This window comes from Pseudonocardia oceani (assembly GCF_019263585.2).
GTDB lineage: Bacteria > Actinomycetota > Actinomycetes > Mycobacteriales > Pseudonocardiaceae > Pseudonocardia > Pseudonocardia oceani.
Window position 1 is genome coordinate 1407681 of the sequence record NZ_JADQDF010000001.1, and the last position, 19782, is coordinate 1427462.

The following is a 19782-nucleotide window of genomic DNA, read 5'->3' on the forward strand; positions in this document are numbered from 1 at the left end:
ATCATTCCCGTTTCTCGACGGCCGCTCCCGGCTCGGGCTCCCGCCCGTCGCCGGCGGATCCGCCGGTGGCCCCGTCGGCATGCTCGTCCTCCGGTGGCGTAGGTCCCTCGTCGTAGGTGGCCGGGCCCGGGTCGGGCATCGAGGCGTCCTCCGTGCCCGCGGCGCCCGTGCGCTCGTCGATCCGCTCCCCCATGTACCGGATCACCACCGCTGCGGCGGCCGCGGCCGGCACCGCGAGGAACGCGCCGGCGATGCCGTAGAGCGTGCTGCCGCCGGTGACCGCGAGCAGCACGACGGCCGAGTGCAGGCCCAGGCTGCGCGACTGCAGGATCGGCTGCAGCACGTTGCCCTCGATCTGCTGCACCGCGACGATGATCGCCAGGACGATGACCGCCGTCGTGAAGCCGTTGCTGACCAGCGCGACCAGCACGCCCAGCGCACCGGCCACGATCGCCCCGACGATCGGGACGAACCCGCCGAGGAACGTGAGGACGGCCAGCGGCAGCGCCAGCGGGACGCCCAGCACCAGCAGGCCCGCACCGATCAGGACGGCGTCGACGAGGGCGACGATCGCCTGCGTGCGGATGAAGTCGCCGACGGTCTTCCAGATCCTGCGCAGCACCTCGGCGATGTGGCTCCCGGCCCCGCCCCCCGCGACCGTGCGGACCCAGGGCAGGAAGCGCGGCCCGTCCTTGACGAACAGGAACGCGAGCACGAGCGTCAGCACGGCGGTGACGACGCCCGACGCGACGCTCCCGGCGCCCGTGACCACGCTCGTGGCGATCGTCGACACGCTCTGCTGCAGCTGCGCCGTGGCCTGCTGGACGTAGTCGTCGAGCTGGCTCTGAGCGAGGTTGAGCGGGGGCCCGGACAGCCACTCCTGGATGGCCTGGATGCCGCCCGTGGCGCTGGCGGCGATCTGGCCGATGCTGCCCGAGATCGACGTGCCGATCAGCGTGACCATCCCGGCGAGCACGACGATCCCGCCCAGCAGGACCGTGGCCGCCGCGAGCGCGGGCGGGAACCTGTGCCGGCGCAGGAAGGCCGTGGGCGGCCACAGCACCGTCGCGAGGATCACGGCGAGCAGCGTCGGCAGCACCACCGACCACAGCGCCCCGATCAGCAGCCACAGCAGGACCGTGCCCGCCGCGACCAGCAGCAGCCGCAGGCTCCACCGGGCCGCCCAGCTCACCCCGTCACCGATCGCGGTGCCGCGCCCGCGGTTGGTCCCGTCCGTCGTCGTCACGGCGTCAGGTTCCCAGAGATCGGCCGCGCGCGACGGATGGGATTGACCTGCACCGCGGTTCAACTTCTAGCGTCGGCGCCGGGAACTGTCAGGGGTGCCCGCCACACTGGATCCACGACCGACGGGGAGCGCCGCGATGAGCATGGAGATGGTGGCCTGGAACTCGATGTACCAGGCCGCGCACGCGCACGACGAGCGCCGCGCCTTCTCGCGCGTCACGCTGCGCCGGATCGCGGGGTTCGCGCGGCCGCACCGGCGCCGCCTCGCGCTGTTCCTCGTGCTCAGCGTCGTCGGGGCGGCGCTGGGGGTGGCCACGCCCGTGCTGGCCGGGCGGGTCGTCGACGCGATCGTCCGCGGCGGCCCGGTGAGCGCCGTCGTCGGGCTCGCGGCGCTGATCGCGGTGATCGCGGTGGCCGTCGCCGGGCTCGGGGTGGTGCAGCGGTGGCTGTCGTCCACGCTGGGCGAGGGGCTGATCCTCGACCTGCGGGCCGCGGTGTTCGACCACGTGCAGCGCCAGCCCGTCGCGTTCTTCACCCGCACCCGCACCGGCGCGCTGGTCAGCCGGCTCAACAACGACGTCATCGGCGCGCAGCGCGCGTTCAGCGACACGCTGTCCGGCGTGGCGGGCAACGTCGTCACGCTCGCGCTCACGCTCGGCGTGATGCTGACGCTGTCGTGGCAGGTCACGCTGCTCGCGCTGGTGCTGCTGCCGGTGTTCGTGCTGCCCGCGCGGCGGGTGGGGCGCCGGCTCGCGGTGCTGCAGCGCGAGGCCGCCGAGCACGACGCGCGGATGGGCACGCAGATGACCGAGCGGTTCTCCGCGCCCGGGGCCACGCTCGTCAAGCTGTTCGGGCGGCCCTCGGAGGAGACAGCGGAGTTCGTGGCGCGGGCGGCGCGGGTGCGCGACATCGGCGTCCGCACCGCGATGGTGCAGTGGATCTTCGTGACGGCGCTGACGCTGGTGTCGGCGCTCGCGCTCGCGCTCGTCTACGGCCTCGGCGGCTACCTGGCGCTCACCGGCGGCATGGCCACCGGCGACGTCGTGGCGCTGTCACTGCTGATCACCGGCCTGTACGCGCCGCTCACGGCCCTGGCCGGGGCCCGGCTCGACGTGATGACGGCACTGGTGAGCTTCGAGCGGGTGTTCGAGATCCTCGACCTGCCGCCGCTCATCGCGGAGCCGGCGGATCCGGCGCCGCTGCCCGACGGGCCGCTGTCGGTGGAGTTCGACGCGGTGCGCTTCGGCTACCCGTCGGCCGACAAGGTGTCGCTGGCCTCGCTCGAGGAGGTGGCGCAACTCGACGCGCGCGGCGGCGAGGAGGTGCTGCACGAGGTGTCGTTCCGGGCCCCGGCCGGCCAGATGATCGCGCTGGTGGGCTCGTCGGGAGCCGGCAAGTCGACGATCGCGCAGCTGCTCCCCCGCCTCTACGACGCCGACTCGGGCGCGGTGCGCGTGGGCGGGGTCGACGTGCGCGAGCTCTCGTTCGACGCGCTGCGCGACGCGATCGGGCTGGTCACGCAGGACGGGCACCTGTTCCACGAGTCGATCCGGTCCAACCTGCTGCTGGCGCGGCCGGGGGCGAGCGAGGACGAGATCTGGTCGGCGCTGCACCGGGCGCGGCTGGCCGACCTCATCGCCTCGCTGCCCGACGGGCTCGACACGGTGGTCGGCGAGCGCGGCTACCGGCTGTCGGGCGGGGAGCGCCAGAGGCTCACGATCGCGCGGCTGCTGCTGGTCTCGCCCCGGGTGGTGGTGCTCGACGAGGCCACCGCCCACCTCGACTCCACGTCCGAGGCCGCGGTGCAGGAGGCCCTGGCCGAGGCGCTGGAGGGCCGCACCGCCCTGGTCATCGCGCACCGGCTGTCCACGATCCGCGCGGCCGACCAGATCCTGGTCCTCGAGGCCGGCCGGGTGGTGGAGCGGGGCACGCACGTCGAACTGCTGGCCCGCGGTGGGCGCTACGCCGAGCTGTACCGCACCCAGTTCGCGGAGCCGGTGGCGGAGAGCGCGGCCCCGCGCCGCGTCGACGGGTTCCTCGTCGGAAGGAGCGGTGGGTGAGCGGGCGCTGGGTCGAGGTCGGCGACGGGGTGCTGGCCCGGCGCTACGCCGAGCTCGATCTCACGGTCGGGCTGGTGGTCGGCGCCGAGCGGGCGCTGGTGGTCGACACCCGCGGCGACGTCGCGCAGGGCGCGGAGTGGGCGGCGGCGGTGCGCGCGGTGACGGCGCTGCCGCTCGTCGTCGCGATCACCCACGCGCACTTCGACCACTGCTTCGGCACCGCCGCCTTCCTGCCGTGCCCGGTGCACGCCCACCCCGCCTGCCGCGCGGCGATCCTCGCGACCGCCGCGGCGCAGCGGGAGGAGTGGTCGGCGCACTACCGCGAGCGCGGCGACACCGCGACCGCCGCCGCGCTGGCCGGCACCGACCCCCCGCTGCCCGACCATCCCCTGCCCGACCACCGGCTCCCCGACCACCGGCTCCCCGAACGCGGCGCCCCCGTGGTGCTGGACCTCGGCGGGCGGACGGCGGCGCTCCTGCACCCCGGGCGCGGCCACACCGACCACGACCTCGTGGTGCACGTCGACGACGTGGTGTTCGCGGGCGACCTCGTCGAGCAGGGCGCCCCGCCGTCGGTCGGGCCGGACTCGGTGGCGGCGGAGTGGCCCGCCACTCTCGACGCCCTGCTCGCCCTGGGGCCGCGGGTCGTGGTGCCGGGACACGGCGACCCGGTGGGCCCGGCGTTCGTGGCGGTGCAGCGGGACGAGTTGCAGCGGGACGGGTAGGCGGCTCAGGCCAGCGTGATCGCCCCGTCGGTGACCGTGACCGCCCTCTCCGGCAGCGGGGTGGGGGCGGGGCCGCCGGTGACCGTGCCGTCGAGGGCGAAGCTGCTGCCGTGGCAGGTGCAGTGGATGGTGCCGTCGGTGACGTCGGCGACCACGCAGCCCTGGTGGGTGCAGGTGGCGGAGAAGGCGCGGATGGTGCCGGCCTCGGGCTGGGTCAGGACGACGTCCTGCGCCGCCAGGATGATCCCGCCGCCGACGGGCACGTCGGCGACGGTCGCGAGCGGGGTGCCGGTGGGCGCGGGGGCGGCGGCCACGGCCCGGCCGGGGCCGTATCCGGCGCACCCGGCGAGGGCGGCGCAGGCCGCCCCGCACAGGAGGGCGCGACGGCCCAAGGCGGCGACCGGCAGGAGGGGGTGGGTGCTCATCGTCGACTCCTAGAAGCTCAGGCCGGAGGTGGTGAAGAACCAGACCGACGACGTCAGCCAGAGGGCGACGAGCGCGGTGAACACGGCCCCGCCGAACACCGGCAGGGTCCACTTCGGCGCCCCGTGCCGCTGCAGCAGCAGCATCTTGGCGACGAACACGCCGTAGAAGAAGCAGCCGAACAGCGAGTGCACGAGCACCCGCGGCTCGCCGGACTGGAAGCCGAGCGCGTAGAGGCAGTGGACCGCGACGGGCACCGTCAGCAGGACGGCGAGCCGGCCCGACCAGCGGTGCACCGTGCCGGTCCACGGCGGTGCGGTGAGCTTCGGGAAGCGCCCGTACATGAGCATCGCCGACAGCAGCTGCAGCACGGCCAGGGCGAACGCCGCCGTCGCCAACCACGCCTTGGCCGCCGTGCCGCTGGAGAAGCCGCCGAGGTTGACGGCGAAGAACGTGGGCTCGTGGATGCGGCCGTAGACACCGATCCCGACGGCCACCAGCGCGCCGATCCCGGCGGCGACGAGCCACCCGGCGCGCGGGGCGGGAGCGGGCGGGGCCGGGGCCGGCACCGCGAGGCCCGGCTGCGTCACGGGGTCGGTGTACGGGGTGCTCATCGCACGACCCCCTCGGACGCGCCGTCGACCACGGTGACGGCGACGGGTGCGCCGTCCAGCACGACCGCGTCCGGCGCGGCCGGGTCGAGCACCGGGGCGTCGACGACCTCGCCCGCGGCCCGCGCGCCCCCGGTCACGGTGCCGTCGACGGAGATCCAGCCGATGCGGGTGGCGACGCCGTCGACGTTCGCGCGGCCGTCGTAGAGACCGTCCGGCGCCTGCACGACCTTCGCCGCGAACGGCCACGTCCCGCCCCCGGCGGTCACCGAGCCCAGCGCGACCGTCGCGTCGACGGTGCCCGTGAGCACGGCCCCGTCGGCGCCGCCCAGCGCCAGCGCTGACCCGGTGAGCGTGCCCTCCAGCCAGGCCTCGACCTGCTCGCCGTCGCACACGTAGGCGACGGCGCGGCCGTCCTTGACCGCAATCGCGACCGTCACCTCGTTGCCCGACGACCGCCCGGCCCACACGGACTCGGCGACGGCGGGCGGGTCGGGCACGACGGCGACCGGCTCGGCGGCGGGGGCCGGAGCCGGTGCCGCGGCGGCCGCGGGAGCGGGCGGCGGCGCCTGCCCCGGATCGCTGAGGACGTCGACGGCCAGCAGCGCGCCGCCGAGCGCGGCGACCGCCCCGAGCGTCAGCAGTGGTGCGTACCTGGTCATCGTCGGGTCCCCTCGGGTGCGTCGGACGGTGCCCGCACACGGTCCCGCTCCGGCGCCCGCCGCAGCGGGCACGACGACCGGTGCGAACCGGTACGCAGACACAGAGCGGGAGCCGGGACCCTGCGATACCTAAGAGGGGAGGGCCTTCAGCCGGAACGCCGTGACGGGCTCGCGACGGCCCTTGACCGCCAGCTCCCCCAGCGCCTCGACGTCGACGTCCGCGGGCAGCAGCGCCCGCGTGGCCGCGCCGATCACGACCTGCCCCGGCTCCGCGACCGACTCCAGCCGCGCGGCGACGTTCACGGCGTCGCCCATCGCGTTGAAGTTGCGCAGCGCGGTGCTGCCGATGTTGCCGACGAGCGCGGGCCCGGTGTTGACGCCGACGCGGAACGTGGGGCCGTCGTCGTCGGCGATCGCGGCGATGCCCTCCTGCAGGGCGAGCGCGGCGCGGACCGCCCGCACGGCGTGGTCGGGCTGGCGGGCGGGCGCGCCGAACAGCGCCATCATCGCATCGCCGACGAACTGCACCACCGTGCCACCCTCGGCCAGCACGGCCGCCGTCGCCACCTCGAAGTAGCGGTTGAGCAGCACGACGATCTCCTCCGGGCCCGACCGCTCGGAGAACGTCGTGAAGCCGCGCAGGTCGGCGAACACCGCCGTGACGTCGACGACAGCGCCGCCGAGGGCGGCCTGCGCGGGGTCGGCCAGCAGCGCCGTGGCGACGTCGGGCGACATGTAGGCGCGGAACAGCCCGTCGAGCTGGTGGTAGAGCCGCGCGTTCTCCATGCCCATCGACAGCTGACTGGCCAGGGAGGCGAGCAGGGAGCGGTCGCGGTCGCCGAACCCGCCGGGGCGCCGGACGAGCAGGACGCCGGCGGGGAGGTCCTTGACGGTCAGCGGGCAGGCGAGCACGTCGTCGCCGGTCTCGACGGGGTCGAGCCCCTCGGGCAGCGCGACGGGCGCGGTCCACGCCGGGTCGGTGCTCAGGGCACCGGGCCAGCGCAGGTCGCCGTCCTCGAGCAGGCCGATGCGCACGGCGTGGCCGTCGAAGCCGGCGGCGACGCGGGTGACGGCGCGGCGCAGCAGGTCGTCCTCGGCGAGCCGGACGCGCGACTCGTGCCCGATCGCCACGAGCACGCCCAGGCGCCCGATCTGCTCGCGCTCCCCCCGCAGCGCCGACGCGGCCCGCCCGAGCACGGCGGTCTGCCCCTCGGTGAGCCCGAACCGCGACGCCATCCCCGCGGTGATCAGCCCCATCTCGTCGGCGGAGATCTCCCCCGCCTCCTGCCGGCGCACCGCCGACACCAGCGCTTCCAGCGCGGCCCCGTACTCCGCGCGTACGGCCTGCACCGTCTCCTCGGTGCGCACGCCGTCGAACAGGCCGGCGGTGGCACCCTCGGCCTGGTAGCCCGCGTACGCGCTGTAGCCGATGTAGCCGAACGCCAGCGTCATCAACACGTGCCACAGCCACCACGTCAGGTGCCAGCTCGGGCCCAGGACCACCGCGACCATGGCCTCGGCCAGCAGCACGTTGGCGGTGAGGATCGACAGCAGCATCACCGAGCGGCGGCGACGGTAGAGCTGGTAGTAGCGGACGGTGACGATACCGTAGAGCACCACCGAAATCCCCGCGACGACGACGAGCGGGCCGGAGAGCCGCTCCGCGAGCGCCGGGTCGGCCAGCGGCGGCAGCCCGGCGAGCGAGACCACGCCCCACAGCGCGGCGATCGCGAGCAGCCCGCGGCGCAGCCACGGGGCCAGGCGCAGGACCGTCGCCGACGGCAGGTCGACGACCGACGCCGCGGTGCACAGCGCGGCCAGCGCCAGCCCGACGGGCGTGGCCAGCGCGAACCCGCCGTTGCGGCTGCCGAGCAGCACACCGGGCGTGGCCAGCGCGTGCAGCCCGAGGAACAGCGCGGCGGCCAGGAACCCGAGCCCGACCAGCATCAGCCGGGCGTCGTCGTGGCGGCGGGCGGCGCGCGCGACCAGCACCGACAGGCCGACGTTGAGCGCCGCGGCGAGCGCGATCAGCCAGAAGTGCGTCGGGTGGTGCTCCAGGCGCACGTCGGCCGCGGGCACGGCGAGCAGCAGCCACAGCCCGGCCAGCGGCAGCGCGAGGTGGAACGCCCACACCGCGACGCGCGCGGGGACTCCGCCGGTGTCAGCCACGGGCCCTCCTGCGCAGTCCGTCGAGGTCGAGCACGGTCATCGTCCGGCGGCCGGTGGTGAGCAGGCCGCGGTCGCGCAGCACGCGCAGCGCCTTGGCCACCGCCTCCCGCGACGCGCCGACCCACCCGGCGAGCTCGTCCTGGGAGAGCGGCACCGGGATGCGGACGCCGTCGGGCACGGGCTCGCCGAACCGGTCGGCGAGCTCGACGAGGCGCCCGGCGACGCGCGCGGCGATGTCGAAGGCGCCGAACTCGACGCGCTTGCGGTCGGCGTCGCGCAGGCGGGAGGTGACCAGCCGCAGCAGCGCCATCGCCGCCCCCGGCTCGCCGGAGAGGAAGGCGACGAAGTCCGGCACCGGCACGACGAGGGCCACCACCGGCTCCAGCGCGGCCACCGACGCGCCGCGCTCGGTGCCGTCGATCGCCGACAGCTCGCCCAGCAGGGCGCCGGGCCCGCGCACCGCGAGCAGGACCTCCTCGCCCTGCTCGGTGATCGAGAAGACCTTCACGCGGCCGGTGACGACGACGACCACGGTGCTCGACCGGTCGCCCTCCAGGAACAGCGTGGCGCCCGCGGGCCAGCGCCGGTGCCGGCCCCGCGCGGACAGCGCCGCGCGTCCGGCGTCGTCCAGACCGGCCAGGAACTCCTCGGGCTCGAGCATGCGACCTCCGCGCTGACCGGTGCCGGAGTCTTCCACCGCGGGCCGCCCGGGGCCAGGGTCACGCCGCTCCGGTCGGGTCGGCGGCGGGGGCGAGGCCGGCGGTGTCGACGGCGGGCGCGTCGGGCGGGTCCGGCACGACCGCACCCTCGACGGCCGCCGCCGTGGTGGTGCCCTCCGCCGCACCGGTGTCCGGCGGGGCGGTCGTGGGCTCCGTCGTGGGCGGCTCCGTCGTGGGCTCGGTCGTGGGCGGGGGCGTGGTCGCGGCGGGCGGGGCCGCGGTCCGGGGCGCGGGGGGCGGGGCCGTCCGGGGCTCGGGGGCGGGTTCCGGGGCGGGCTCGGGCTCGACCGGCTCCGGCGCGGCCGTCGGGGCGGTCGGGGCGGGCGCCTCGACCCGGCTGAGCGTCGCGGGCTCCGGCGTCGCGGCGGAGGCCGGGGGCCCTGCGCGGTTCGCGAACAGGATCGCCCCGCCCAGCACGCCCGCGGCCAGCACGCTCGCCGCGGTCGCGGCGAGGACCCGCCGCGGGATCGCGCGGCGGGTCGCGGCCGCCTCCACCTCGGCGAGCGGCCGCGCGGGGCGCGGCGGGCGCAGGGCCCGGGTGACCGGCGCCTCCCGCGCCGCCGCGTCCCGCGCCGCCGCGTCCCGCACCGACCCCTCCCGCGACGCCGCCGCCCGCAGCGCCGCCGTCCGCGCGGCCGAGCCGTCGTCGGTGGACACCGCCCCGGCGCCGTGCGCGGCCAGCGCCTCCGCCGCGGGCGCCGACGCCCCCCGCGCGACGAGCGCCGCACCGGCGGCGATGACGCCCTTCGGGTCGACGTCGGCCGACGCCGGACGCCCGATGCCCGCGGAGACGAGCTCGGTCACCAGCGGCATCCGCGACGACCCGCCGACCAGCAGCAGCGTCCCGACGTCGGCGGGCGCGACCCCCGCGGACGCCAGCGCCCGCGCCAGCGCGTCGACGGTCTCGGCGATCGCCGGCCGCACCAGGTCCTCGAACTCCGCGCGTCCCAGCCGCACCCGCGTGTGCAGACCGGGCAGCATCACCGGTACCTGCACGACGGTGTCGACCGACAGCGCCTCCTTCGCCGCGGTGCACTCCCGCCGCAGCCGCGCGACGGCCTCCAGCACCGCGGGGTCGGTGCCGTCGAGTTCCGCCCACGCGGGCCCGATGGCGTCGCGGACGTGGGCGAACACGGCCTCGTCGAAGTCGACGCCGCCCAGCCGCTCGATGCCCTCCGGCGTCCCGAGCAGCGCGAACCCGCCGCGCGGGTCCTTGCGCACCACGGCGGCGTCGAACGTGCCGCCGCCCAGGTCGTAGACGGCGACGACCGAGCCGGTCTCGACGCGCTCGGCGCTCGCGTACCCGACGGCGGCGGCCTGCGGCTCGCTCAGCAGCACCAGCGGTCCGACGCCCTGCGCGGTCAGCGCGGCCCGCAGCGCGGCGGTCTTGTGCGGGCCCCAGCCGGCCGGGTGCGTCACCGCGATCCGCGACGGCGGCCCGCCCTCGCGCTGCGACACCTGCCGGACCAGCGCGGCGACGAACCGCGCCGCCAGCACCTCGGCCGGCACGGGTTCGCGGCCGACGAGGACCGGCGTCGGGTCGCCGATGCGGCGCTTGAACTCGCGCACGACGCGGTCGGGGTCCGACAGCGCACGGCGCTCGGCGGCCTCGCCGAGCAGGAACGAGCCGTCGGCTCCTGCGAACACCGCGGAGGCGACGGCGTGCCCGTGCTCGCCGAGCGGCACGGGCTCGGCCGTGCGGGCGCCGTCGCGGCAGACGGCGGCCGCCGACCACGTCGTGCCCAGGTCCACACCCAGCTGGTACATCGCTTCTCCTCCGTGACCGCTCGCCGGAGCCCGTCGGGGTACGGGGCGCCGTGACGAGCAGGACGCCAGCATCACCGCGCGGGATGCGTCCGGGCCGGAAGTACCGGGTGGATCCCCTACCGCCCGCCGGTACCGGCCCGGGATCCCGGTACGGCGGCCGGCACGGACCGGGGGTCGCCCGGATCCGCGGGAAGGCCTCCGGAGCCCATGGTTCTCGGCAACCGGCAGGCAGCGCCGGTGGGCGCGACCCGGCGCCGACCCGACACGCAGGAGAACACCATGACCGGCTCGTTCAACGTCGAGAGCTTCATCGCCAACCTCAACGAGGACCTCGACCTCGACCAGAACCTCCTCCAGGACTCCGACCAGCAGAACGAGAGCGCGCAGGTCTCCGACCAGGAGACGACGCAGGTCGGCGACCAGGACCAGGACGTCACCACGGCCACGAACACCGAGGGCGGCGACGGCGGCGACGGCGGCCTGGCCGTCGGCGGCAGCGCCGACGGCGGCAGCGGTCTGGGCATCGGCGGCAACTCGGGCGGCATCGCCCAGGGTGGCAACAACTCCGACGGCGTCAACATCAACTTCGGGGACACCGGCGACGCCAACGGCACCGGTGTCGGCGGCGACGGCGGGTTCGGCGGGAACGCCGACGCCTCCGGCGGGAGCGGCGGCGACGCCGACTCCGACGTCGACGTCGACGCCGACGCCACCCAGGTCTTCGACTCCGAGCAGGACAACGACCAGGACTCGGACCAGGACAACGACTCCGACCAGGACGCCGAAGCCGACGCCGACCTGGACCTGACCACCTTCATCAGCTGACGCACTCCCCACCGGCCCCGCCCGCGCGCGTCGCGGGCGGGGCCGGTGGCCGACCCGGAGGTGGACCGCCGTGCTCGCGATGTCCCAAGTGATCGAATTCCTCCTCGACCTGATGCGCGACGAGGGCAAGATGCAGCAGTTCGAGCTGAACCCGCACCGCACGATCGCCGACGCCGGCCTCCAGGGCCTGACCGGCCAGGACGTGCGCGACGCGCAGCTCCAGATGTCGGACTCCGGCGTGCTCCGCCCCGATGAGGACGGAGGCGGAGACGGCGGTGGTGGCGGTGGCGGTGGTGGTGGTGGTGGTGGCGGTGGTGGCGGTGGCAGGCCGAGCAGCGGCGGCGACGACCCCGTCCAGGCCATCCAGCACACGACGGCCACGTTCCACGTCACCGAGGTCACCGAGACCACCATCATCACCATCGACGACCGCGACGTCACCTTCAACGACTCGTTCAACTCCGACGACGACGTGACGATCATCGACGACTCGTTCAACGACAGCTCCTCGGTCGTCAACGACGTCACGGCGATCCAGGACAACGACACGATCATCAACGACAACGACACGATCGACATCGAGGACAACGACGTCGAGGTCGGTGGCACCACCGTCGAGACCGGCGCCCCCGTGCCGGCGAACCCGCCGGTGGGCATCGGGATCGAGGACATCGTCGGCCCGGAGGAGGGAGCCGGAGAGGGGCCCGACGCGGGTCCCGAGGTCACCACGCAGGTCGAGCCGGAGCAGGGCGAGCCGGAGCCGGTGGTGGAGGAACCCGTTCTGGCGGAGGTCGAGCCCGAGCCGGAACCGGAGCCCGAGCCGGAACCCGAGGCCGACGCCGAGCCAGAGCTCGAGGCCGACGTCGACGCCGCGATCGTCTAGGTGACGCCATGAGCGGGACAGCAGGGACCGACCCGGCAGGGACCGATCCGACGGAGGCCGTCGACCGCGCCCTCGCCGCGATCGCCCGCTACGAGCGCCCCGACCTCGACGAGCGGCTGCGCGTCTCGCGCACCCGCGTGCTCGACGGGCGGGTGCGGGTGCTGGTCGTCGGGGAGTTCAAGCAGGGCAAGTCGATGCTGGTCAACGGGCTGGTGGGGGCCCCGGTCTGCCCGACGTTCGACGACATCGCGACCGCGGTGCCGACGGTCGTGCGGCACGCGGAGTCCGTCACCGTGACGCTGGTGCGCCGCGGCGGGCCGGGCACCGAGCCCGTGCGCGTCGACGTCCCGGCCGCCGACCTCGCCGCGCACGTCTGCGAGCAGGGCAACCCGGGCAACCGCGAGGGCTGGAGCCACGTCGAGGTCGGCGTGCCGCGGCCGGTGCTCGCGGGCGGGCTGGAGCTCGTCGACACCCCCGGCGTCGGCGGGCTCCAGTCCGTCCACGGCGCGGCGACGATGGCGGCCCTGCCGTCGGCCGACGCCGTGCTGCTCGTCTCCGACGCCTCGCAGGAGTACACCGCGCCCGAGATCGAGTTCCTGCGCCACGCCGCGTCGGTGTGCCCGACGGTCGCGTGCGTGCTCACCAAGACCGACCTGTACCCGGAGTCGGCGCGCATCGCGGAGCTGAACCGCGGGCACCTCGCGGCGGCGGGGATCACCGCCGAGCTGTTCGAGGTGTCGTCGACGCTGCGCTGGCACGCCGTCGTCGCCGGCGACACCGAGGCCAACGCGGAGTCGGGGTTCCCCGCGCTCGTCGGCTACGTCCGCAAGCGGGTGCTCGGCCAGGCCGACCGCATCGCGCGCCGCGGCGTCGTCCACGACGTCCTCGCCGTGACCGACCAGATCGCCGGGAGCCTGCGCGCCGAGCTGACCGCGCAGGACCCGGAGGCCGCGGCCGCGCTGATGGCCGGGCTGACGGCGGCGCAGGAGCGGGCGACCGCGCTCAAGGAGCGCTCGGCGCGCTGGCAGCAGACGCTCAACGACGGCGTCGCCGACCTCAATGCCGACATCGACTACGACCTGCGCGACCGGATGCGCGAGATCAGCCGCCTCGCCGAGGACGAGCTCGCCGCCGTCGGCGACCCGACGAAGGTGTGGGACCAGTTCGCGGGCTGGGTGCAGCAGGAGGTCGCGAACGCGGCGGCGGCGAACTTCGTCTGGGCCACCCAGCGCGCCCGCCACCTCGCCCAGCAGGTCTCCGAGCACTTCTCCTCCGACCGCGACCAGCTGCTCCCCGCGCTGCGCAACGACCCGTCCGACGCGCTGCGCTCGGTGCGGCAGATGACGATGCCCGACGCGGCGGCCTTCGGCGTCGGCGCCAAGGCGCTGACCGGCCTGAAGGGCGGCTACATGGGCATGCTGATGTTCGGGATGATGGGCAGCATCCTGTTCGGATCGCTCGTCAACCCGATCGGGATCGGCGCCGGCATCGTGATGGCCGGCAAGTCCGTCGGCGACGAGCGCAAGCGGATCGTCACCAAGCGTCAGAACGAGGCGAAGACGGCGGCCAAGCGCTACGTCGACGACGTGACGTTCCAGGTCGGCAAGGACTCCCGCGACCGCCTCCGCGCGGTGCAGCGCGACCTGCGCGACCACTTCACCGAGCAGGCCGAGCAGCTCAAGCGCTCGCTGGCGGAGTCGCAGCAGGCGGCCGAGCGGGCGGTGAAGCAGTCCCACGCCGAGCGGGCCGCGCGGCACGCCGAGATCACCGCACAGCTCGCCGAGCTCGAGGCGGTGCGCACGGACGCGCGGGCGCTGCTGCCCCGGCCCGCAGCCCGGGCGGCGCAGGCCCGGCCGGAGCAGGCGGTGGCGTCGTGAGCCTGCTGGCCGCCACCCGCCGCGTGCTGCTGCTGGCGATCGAGACCCACCGCGACGACCCGGCCGTCGTCGCGCGGATGCAGGCCCAGCTCGCCCGGCTCGACGAGCCGCTGCGCGTCGCGATCGCCGGGAAGGTCAAGGCCGGCAAGTCGACGCTGCTCAACGCGCTGGTCGGCGAGCACGTCGCCCCGACCGACGCCGGGGAGTGCACGCGGGTCGTCACCTGGTACCGCGACGGCCGCCTCCCGCGGATCGTGCTGCACCCGAAGGCCGGCGGCGCCACGCCGCTGACGGTGCGGCGCGCGGACGGCGCGCTCGTCATCGACATGGAGGGCGCGGCGGCCGACGACGTCGAGCGGCTCGTCGTCGACTGGCCCTCGGAGAGCCTGCGGTCCTCGACGCTGATCGACACCCCCGGCATCGCGTCGACCTCGGCGGAGACCTCGCGGCGGACCGTCGCCTTCCTCGACCCCGACGACGACACCCCGACCGAGGCCGACGCCGTCGTCTACCTCATGCGCCACCTGCACGCCGCCGACGCGGAGTTCCTGGAGTCCTTCCGCGACCGCGGGGTCGCGCGGGCGACCGCGGTCAACACCGTCGCGGTGATCTCCCGGGCCGACGAGATCGGCGGGGGCCGCGTCGACGCGATGTTCTCCGCGCGCGGCATCGCGGCGCGCTACCGCTCCGACCCGACGGTGCGCGGGCTGTGCCAGGACGTCGTCGCCGTCGCGGGGCTGCTCGCGCAGACCGGGCGGACGCTGCGCCACGCCGAGCACACCGCGCTCGCCGGGCTCGCCGCGCTGCCGCGCGAGGAGCTGGAGTCGGCGCTGCTGTCGGTCGCCCGCTTCCGCCGCGGCGGCACGGCCCCGGGCGACGGGCCCGACGAGCGCGAACGGCTGGTGCGCCGGTTCGGACTGTTCGGCATCCGGCTCTCGGCGAGCCTGATCCGCCAGGGTGCGACGACGCCCGACGCGCTGGCGGCCGAGCTCGTCGCGCGCAGCGGGCTCACCGAGCTGCAGAACGTGCTGCACACGCAGTTCACCGGTCGCCGCGACCTGCTCAAGGCGCGGTCGGCGCTGCTGGCCGTCGAGGCGCTGCTCTCGGGCACCCGCCGGGAGGGCCCGCTGGCCCGCGAGGTCGAGCGGGTGCTGGCCGGGGCGCACGAGTTCGCCGAGCTGCGCCTGCTGGGGGCGCTGCGCTCGGGCGCGGTCACGCTTCCGGAGGCGGCGGCGCGGGAGGCCGAGCGGCTGCTCGGCGACGCCGGCGCGGCGCCCGCCGCGCGCCTGGGGCTGCCGGTCGGCGCCCCGCCCCAGGAGGTGCGGCACGCCGCGTTCGGCGCGCTGGAGCGCTGGCGGCGCCACGCCGCCAACCCGATGCTGACCCGTGCCGCGACCGACGCCTGCCAGACCGTGATCCGCACCTGCGAAGGGATCGTGGCAGGGCTGCCCCGGCCGGTCCGCTCCCGCTGAGGAGTATCAGGCGTCCCGGGGCGTGCTCCTCCGTGTCGGGTCCGACGGACACCCCGGAGTGTGTACGGGCACACGGAGCCCCACACGGATCCGGCACAGCATGGGCGGACACCACAGCAGGGGGTAGTAGCCATGCCGCACACCGAGAAGCGGAGCAGGCCGTGACCGCGCCGGCCGTCACCGAGGCCGGCGACGCCGTCCGCGCCGAGCAGGCGTGGGCGCGCGGGGACGCGCTGGCCGCCATCGACGCCGCCGACCGCGCGCTCGCCGGGGGCGCGGACCCGGGAGCCCGGGCCGCCGGGGTCGCGGCCGCGGCCGGGGCCGCCGACGGCGCCCTCCTCGACGCGGCCGGCCGCTGGCGCGCCATCTCCGCCGTCCTGGACGCCGAGAGCGCCCACGCCGCCGCGGTCTGGGCCACCGCCCGCGCCGCGCTGCTGGGCGCACTGGCCGGGGACGTCACCGGAGGCGCCGGGGACCTCGCCGACGCCCGCGACCGGCTGCCCGACCCCGCCCCGCGCGGCCTCACCGTCCTCGTCGACGGGGCCGGCGCCGCCCTCGACGCCCTGCGCGGGGCCGTCGAGCCCGCCGCGCGGCGCCTCGCGGGCCTCGCCGCCGCGACCGTCCCGCCCGACCCGCTCGCGCCCGAGCAGTGGGGCGAGCTGGCGGCCACCGTCGCCGCCGCGGGCGGGTACGAGCGCGCCGCCCGCGCGATGCTCGAGCCCGTCCCCGGCACGCTGCCGACCACCCGCCAGCGCCTGCTCGCGGCCTGGCTCGACCTGCGCGCCGGGCGCCTGTCCGACGCCCGCGAGGCCCTGGCCGACGTCGGCGGCACCGCCGTCCTGCGCCGCAACGCCGTGCTCGCCGCGGCCGTCGGCGTCGGCCTGGCCCGCCGCGGCAGCGACCCGGCCGCGCTCGCGGCCACCTGGGACCGCGTCGCACCGGTGGTCGCCGGCGCCGACGTCGAGCCGTTCCTCGTCGACGCCTGGGGCGAGCTGTCCGTCGCCGCCGCGCTCGTCGGCGACCCCTCGGCCGACCTCCCCGGCGCCGTCGACGCCGCCGTCGACGCCGCCGGGTCGCCCTGGTGGGCCGAGGCGTCGCGGCTGTGGTGGGCGCTGGAGCGGGCCGTCGTCGCCGACGACGCCGCGGGCGCCCGGGCCGCGGCCGGACCGCTGACGGAGCTGGCCGTCGACCACCCGGTGCTGCGCGCCCGCGCGCAGGCCGCCGCCGTGTGGGCGGCGGTGCTCGCCGGGGACGTCGACGCGGCGGCCGTCGACGCCGTCACCACCGCCCTGGACGGGGTGGGGCGGCCCTGGGAGGCCGCGGCGCTGTGCCGGGCCGCGACCGCCCGGGCCGGCGCCCCGGCCGTCGCCCGCGCCCTGATGGAGACCGGCCGCCGCCTGCGCCCGGCCCGCGGCCCCCGCCGGGCCGCCGGCACCGACGAGCTGTCGGACCGGGAGCGGGAGGTCGGCGCGCTGGTCGTCGACGGGCTCACGCACAAGGAGATCGGGGCGCGGCTCTACATCTCGCCCAAGACGGTGGAGCAGCACGTGGCCCGGCTGCGGCAGAAGCTCGTCGCCGCGACGCGCGCCGACCTCGTCGCCGCCCTCCGGGCCCGGCTCTGACCGCCGGGTGCGCCGTCCGGTGCGTCCGACCGGCGCAACTCGGGTTGGAGGGCGGCCCTGGCGGGGCAGTCTGCGGCCGTGACCGAGCATCCGCGGGAGATCTGCACGCAGCACGTCCGTAACAACCGCCACCTAGCGTCGCCGGCATGACCGCGCTGCCCCTGCTCGGGGCGGAGGAGGAGTTCCACGTCGTCGACCTGGAGTCCCGACGCTCCGCTCCCGAGGTCGACGCCCTGCTCGCCCGCCTCGACGGCGCCGAGTTCGCCCCCGAGCTGCAGCGCTCGCTCGTGGAGACCAACTCGCCGGTCTGCGCGACCCTCGACGACCTGCGCCACCACCTGCGCCGGCTGCGCGCCACCCTGGAGTCGGCCGCCGAGCCGCTCGGGCTGGGTGTGGTGGCGGCGGGCACCGTGCCGCTGACCCACGAGGGCGACGCCGTCTCCGCGGGCGCGCGCTACGAGCGGATGCAGCACGAGTACCAGCTGCTGGTCAGCGAGCAGCACATCTGCGGGGCGCAGGTGCACGTCGACGTGCCCGACCGCGACGTCGCCGTGCAGGTCGTCCGCCGCGTCGCCCCCTACCTGCCGACGCTCCTGGCGATCTCGGCCAGCTCCCCGTACTGGCGCGGGCGCGACTCGGGGTACGCGAGCTTCCGGTCGATGGTGTGGTCGCGCTGGCCCACCGCGGGCCCGCCCGGGAACGTCGAGACCGCCGCCGACTACGACGCGATGGTCGCCGAGCTCATCGCGTCCGGGACGATCAGCGACCCCGGGATGGTCTACTTCGACATCCGGCCCAGCTCCCACCTGCCGACGGTCGAGCTGCGCGTGTGCGACGCGTGCCCGCAGGTCGACGACGTCGTGCTCATCGCCGGGCTGTTCCGCGCGCTGGTCGGCCGCGCCCGCGCCGACCTCGACGCCGGGCTGCCGCTGCCGGTCTCGCGCCACGAGCTGCTGCGCGCGGCGAGCTGGCGCGCGGCGCGGTCGGGTCTGGAGGGCGACCTCGTCGACCTGGTCGGGCCGAGCCTGGTCTCCCCGCCCCTGGTCGTCGGCCAGCTCGTCGACCACCTGCGCCCGCAGCTCGAGGAGCTGGGCGACTGGGAGCAGGTGCTGGAGCTCTCGCAGGCCACGCTCGCCCGGGGCAGCGCGGCCGCCCGCCAGCGGCGCGCGTACGGGCGGCGCGGCGAGTTCACCGACGTCGTCGACGCCCTGATCGCCCACACCCAGGGCCGCACGCCGGTCTCCGAGCCCCCCGCGACCGTGCCCCGCAGCCCGGCGCTGCTCACCGCCTACCACCCGACGGCGTTCGACGAGGCCGTCAGCGAGGGCGGCACCGTCCTGCCGCACTACGGCTTCCTGTTCCGTGCGCTCGACCGCATGGGCCCGCGCGGGATGGTCGCCGCGGAGAGCGCGCTGCGCACCGAGCAGCGGGCCCGGGGCGTCACCTTCCGCGTCGGCGACGGCGAGCCCGACCGGCTTTTCCCGCTGGACCTGGTGCCCCGGATCGTCACCGCCGAGGAGTGGTCCGGGCTCAGCGACGGGCTGGCGCAGCGGGTCCGCGCGCTGGAGGCGTTCGTCCGGGACGTCTACGGCGAGCGGCGGATCGTCGCCGACGGTGTCGTGCCGGAGGCGGTGGTCGCGAACGCTCCGGGCTGGAGCCGCCTGGGCAAGCTCTGCCCCGCCGACGCCGTGCGGATCGCGGTGGCCGGCATCGACCTGGTGCGCGACCGCGCCGACCACTGGCTCGTGCTGGAGGACAACCTCCGCGTGCCGTCCGGCATCGGCTACTCGATCACGAGCCGGCGCCTGATCCGCAGCGTGATGCCCGACCTGGAGCCGCCCGCGGGCGTCGTCGGGCTGGAGCCGGTGCCCGGGCGCCTGCGCTCCGCGCTGCTCTCGGCCACCGAGCCCGACGAGCCCGGCGCCGACGAGGTCGCGCTGCTCTCGCAGGGGCCGGCCGACTCCGCGTACTTCGAGCACCGCCTGCTCGCCGACCAGATGGGCGTGCCGCTGGTGACCCCGCGGGAGCTGCAGGTCACCGAGGAGGGCGTGTACCTCGTCGGCACCGGGGCGCGCCGCCGGCTCTCCGCGCTCTACCGCCGGATCGACGAGAGCGCCCTGATGGCCGCGCGCGGCGCCGACCAGCGGCCCGTCGGGCGGGCGATCGGCAACGCGGTCGCCCGTGGCACGGTCGCGCTGCTCAACGCGCTGGGCAACGGCGTCGCCGACGACAAGCTCGTCTACGCCTACGTCCCCGAGATGATCGCCTACTACCTCGGCGAGCCGGTGCTGCTCGCCAACGTCCCCACCTACCCCTGCGTCGACGCCGACCGCCGCGCCGAGGTGCTCGACCGCCTCGACCAGCTCGTCCTCAAGCCCGTCGACGGCTACGGCGGGCAGGGCATCGTCATCGGCCCGCACGCCGACCGCGCCGAGCTGGCCGAGGTGGCGGAGGCGATCCGGCAGGACCCCGGGGGCTGGGTGGCGCAGGACCTCGTCTCCCTCTCGACCCACCCCACCTTCGCCGGCGACAAGCTCGAGCCGCGGGCGGTCGACCTGCGGGCGTTCGTGCTGCAGTCGCGCCACGGGGACGGCGCGCAGGTGGAGGTGCTGCCCGCCGCGCTGAGCCGGGTCGCCCCGGCCGGCAGCATGATCGTCAACTCCTCGCGCGGGGGCGGGGCGAAGGACACCTGGGTGCTGCGCTGATCGAACCGATCCCTGCC

At 76.2% G+C, this 19782-nt stretch carries 15 protein-coding genes; 8 read left to right on the forward strand and 7 right to left on the reverse strand.

What is annotated here, in order from left to right:
* Position 1: 1 nt before the first annotated feature.
* Positions 2 to 1246, reverse strand: coding sequence for an AI-2E family transporter (locus tag I4I82_RS07035; protein WP_218594058.1), 1245 nt, complete (start codon positions 1244 to 1246; stop codon positions 2 to 4).
* A 136-nt stretch (positions 1247 to 1382) separates the two neighbouring features.
* Here I4I82_RS07035 and I4I82_RS07040 point away from each other — a divergent pair, with 136 nt between their 5' ends.
* Together I4I82_RS07040 and I4I82_RS07045 are read left to right on the forward strand one after the other, a co-directional pair.
* Positions 1383 to 3305, forward strand: a complete 1923-nt coding sequence (locus tag I4I82_RS07040) for an ABC transporter ATP-binding protein (RefSeq protein WP_372451528.1) — start codon at positions 1383 to 1385, stop codon at positions 3303 to 3305.
* Entirely contained in the window at positions 3302 to 4030 is a 729-nt protein-coding gene (locus I4I82_RS07045; RefSeq protein ID WP_218595504.1) for an MBL fold metallo-hydrolase, read from the forward strand. The genes I4I82_RS07040 and I4I82_RS07045 overlap by 4 nt, the downstream gene beginning before the upstream one ends.
* A 5-nt stretch (positions 4031 to 4035) precedes the next feature.
* On the opposite strand, the gene I4I82_RS07050 is transcribed toward I4I82_RS07045, so the two are convergent.
* From I4I82_RS07050 to I4I82_RS07075, 6 genes are all read right to left on the reverse strand, one after another.
* Positions 4036 to 4455: a QcrA and Rieske domain-containing protein gene (locus I4I82_RS07050; protein WP_218594056.1), complete on the reverse strand. Its 420-nt coding sequence runs from the start codon at positions 4453 to 4455 to the stop codon at positions 4036 to 4038.
* Positions 4456 to 4464: 9 nt separating this feature from the next.
* Positions 4465 to 5067: a DUF6529 family protein gene (locus tag I4I82_RS07055; RefSeq protein WP_225920535.1), complete on the reverse strand. Its 603-nt coding sequence runs from the start codon at positions 5065 to 5067 to the stop codon at positions 4465 to 4467.
* Entirely contained in the window at positions 5064 to 5726 is a 663-nt protein-coding gene (locus I4I82_RS07060) for a hypothetical protein (protein ID WP_218595505.1), read from the reverse strand. The genes I4I82_RS07055 and I4I82_RS07060 overlap by 4 nt, the downstream gene beginning before the upstream one ends.
* A gap of 129 nt (positions 5727 to 5855) precedes the next feature.
* On the reverse strand, positions 5856 to 7895 hold the full coding sequence (locus tag I4I82_RS07065; protein WP_218594520.1) for an adenylate/guanylate cyclase domain-containing protein: 2040 nt from the start codon (positions 7893 to 7895) through the stop codon (positions 5856 to 5858).
* Positions 7888 to 8556, reverse strand: a complete 669-nt coding sequence (locus I4I82_RS07070) for a Crp/Fnr family transcriptional regulator (RefSeq protein WP_218595506.1) — start codon at positions 8554 to 8556, stop codon at positions 7888 to 7890. The genes I4I82_RS07065 and I4I82_RS07070 overlap by 8 nt, the downstream gene beginning before the upstream one ends.
* A gap of 58 nt (positions 8557 to 8614) precedes the next feature.
* Positions 8615 to 10381, reverse strand: a complete 1767-nt coding sequence (locus I4I82_RS07075) for an Hsp70 family protein (protein ID WP_218595507.1) — start codon at positions 10379 to 10381, stop codon at positions 8615 to 8617.
* A 279-nt stretch (positions 10382 to 10660) separates the two neighbouring features.
* On the opposite strand from I4I82_RS07075, the gene I4I82_RS07080 reads away from it, so the two are divergent.
* The 6 genes from I4I82_RS07080 (at position 10661) to I4I82_RS07105 (ending at position 19765) form a co-directional block, all read left to right on the forward strand.
* A complete protein-coding gene (locus I4I82_RS07080) occupies positions 10661 to 11206 on the forward strand; it encodes a hypothetical protein (protein ID WP_218595508.1) in 546 nt (181 codons plus the stop codon).
* Between the two features lie 88 nt (positions 11207 to 11294).
* The gene (locus I4I82_RS07085) at positions 11295 to 12089 is read left to right on the forward strand and encodes an IniB N-terminal domain-containing protein (RefSeq protein WP_218595509.1); all 795 of its coding nucleotides are present in this window, start codon (positions 11295 to 11297) and stop codon (positions 12087 to 12089) included.
* An 8-nt stretch (positions 12090 to 12097) separates the two neighbouring features.
* Positions 12098 to 13966, forward strand: a complete 1869-nt coding sequence (locus I4I82_RS07090) for a dynamin family protein (protein WP_218595510.1) — start codon at positions 12098 to 12100, stop codon at positions 13964 to 13966.
* Positions 13963 to 15438, forward strand: a complete 1476-nt coding sequence (locus I4I82_RS07095; protein WP_226369919.1) for a dynamin family protein — start codon at positions 13963 to 13965, stop codon at positions 15436 to 15438. The genes I4I82_RS07090 and I4I82_RS07095 overlap by 4 nt, the downstream gene beginning before the upstream one ends.
* 161 nt (positions 15439 to 15599) lie before the next feature.
* A complete protein-coding gene (locus I4I82_RS07100) occupies positions 15600 to 17060 on the forward strand; it encodes a helix-turn-helix transcriptional regulator (protein ID WP_218595511.1) in 1461 nt (486 codons plus the stop codon).
* A 146-nt stretch (positions 17061 to 17206) separates the two neighbouring features.
* Positions 17207 to 19765, forward strand: a complete 2559-nt coding sequence (locus I4I82_RS07105; protein ID WP_218595512.1) for a carboxylate--amine ligase/circularly permuted type 2 ATP-grasp protein — start codon at positions 17207 to 17209, stop codon at positions 19763 to 19765.
* Positions 19766 to 19782: the final 17 nt, after the last annotated feature.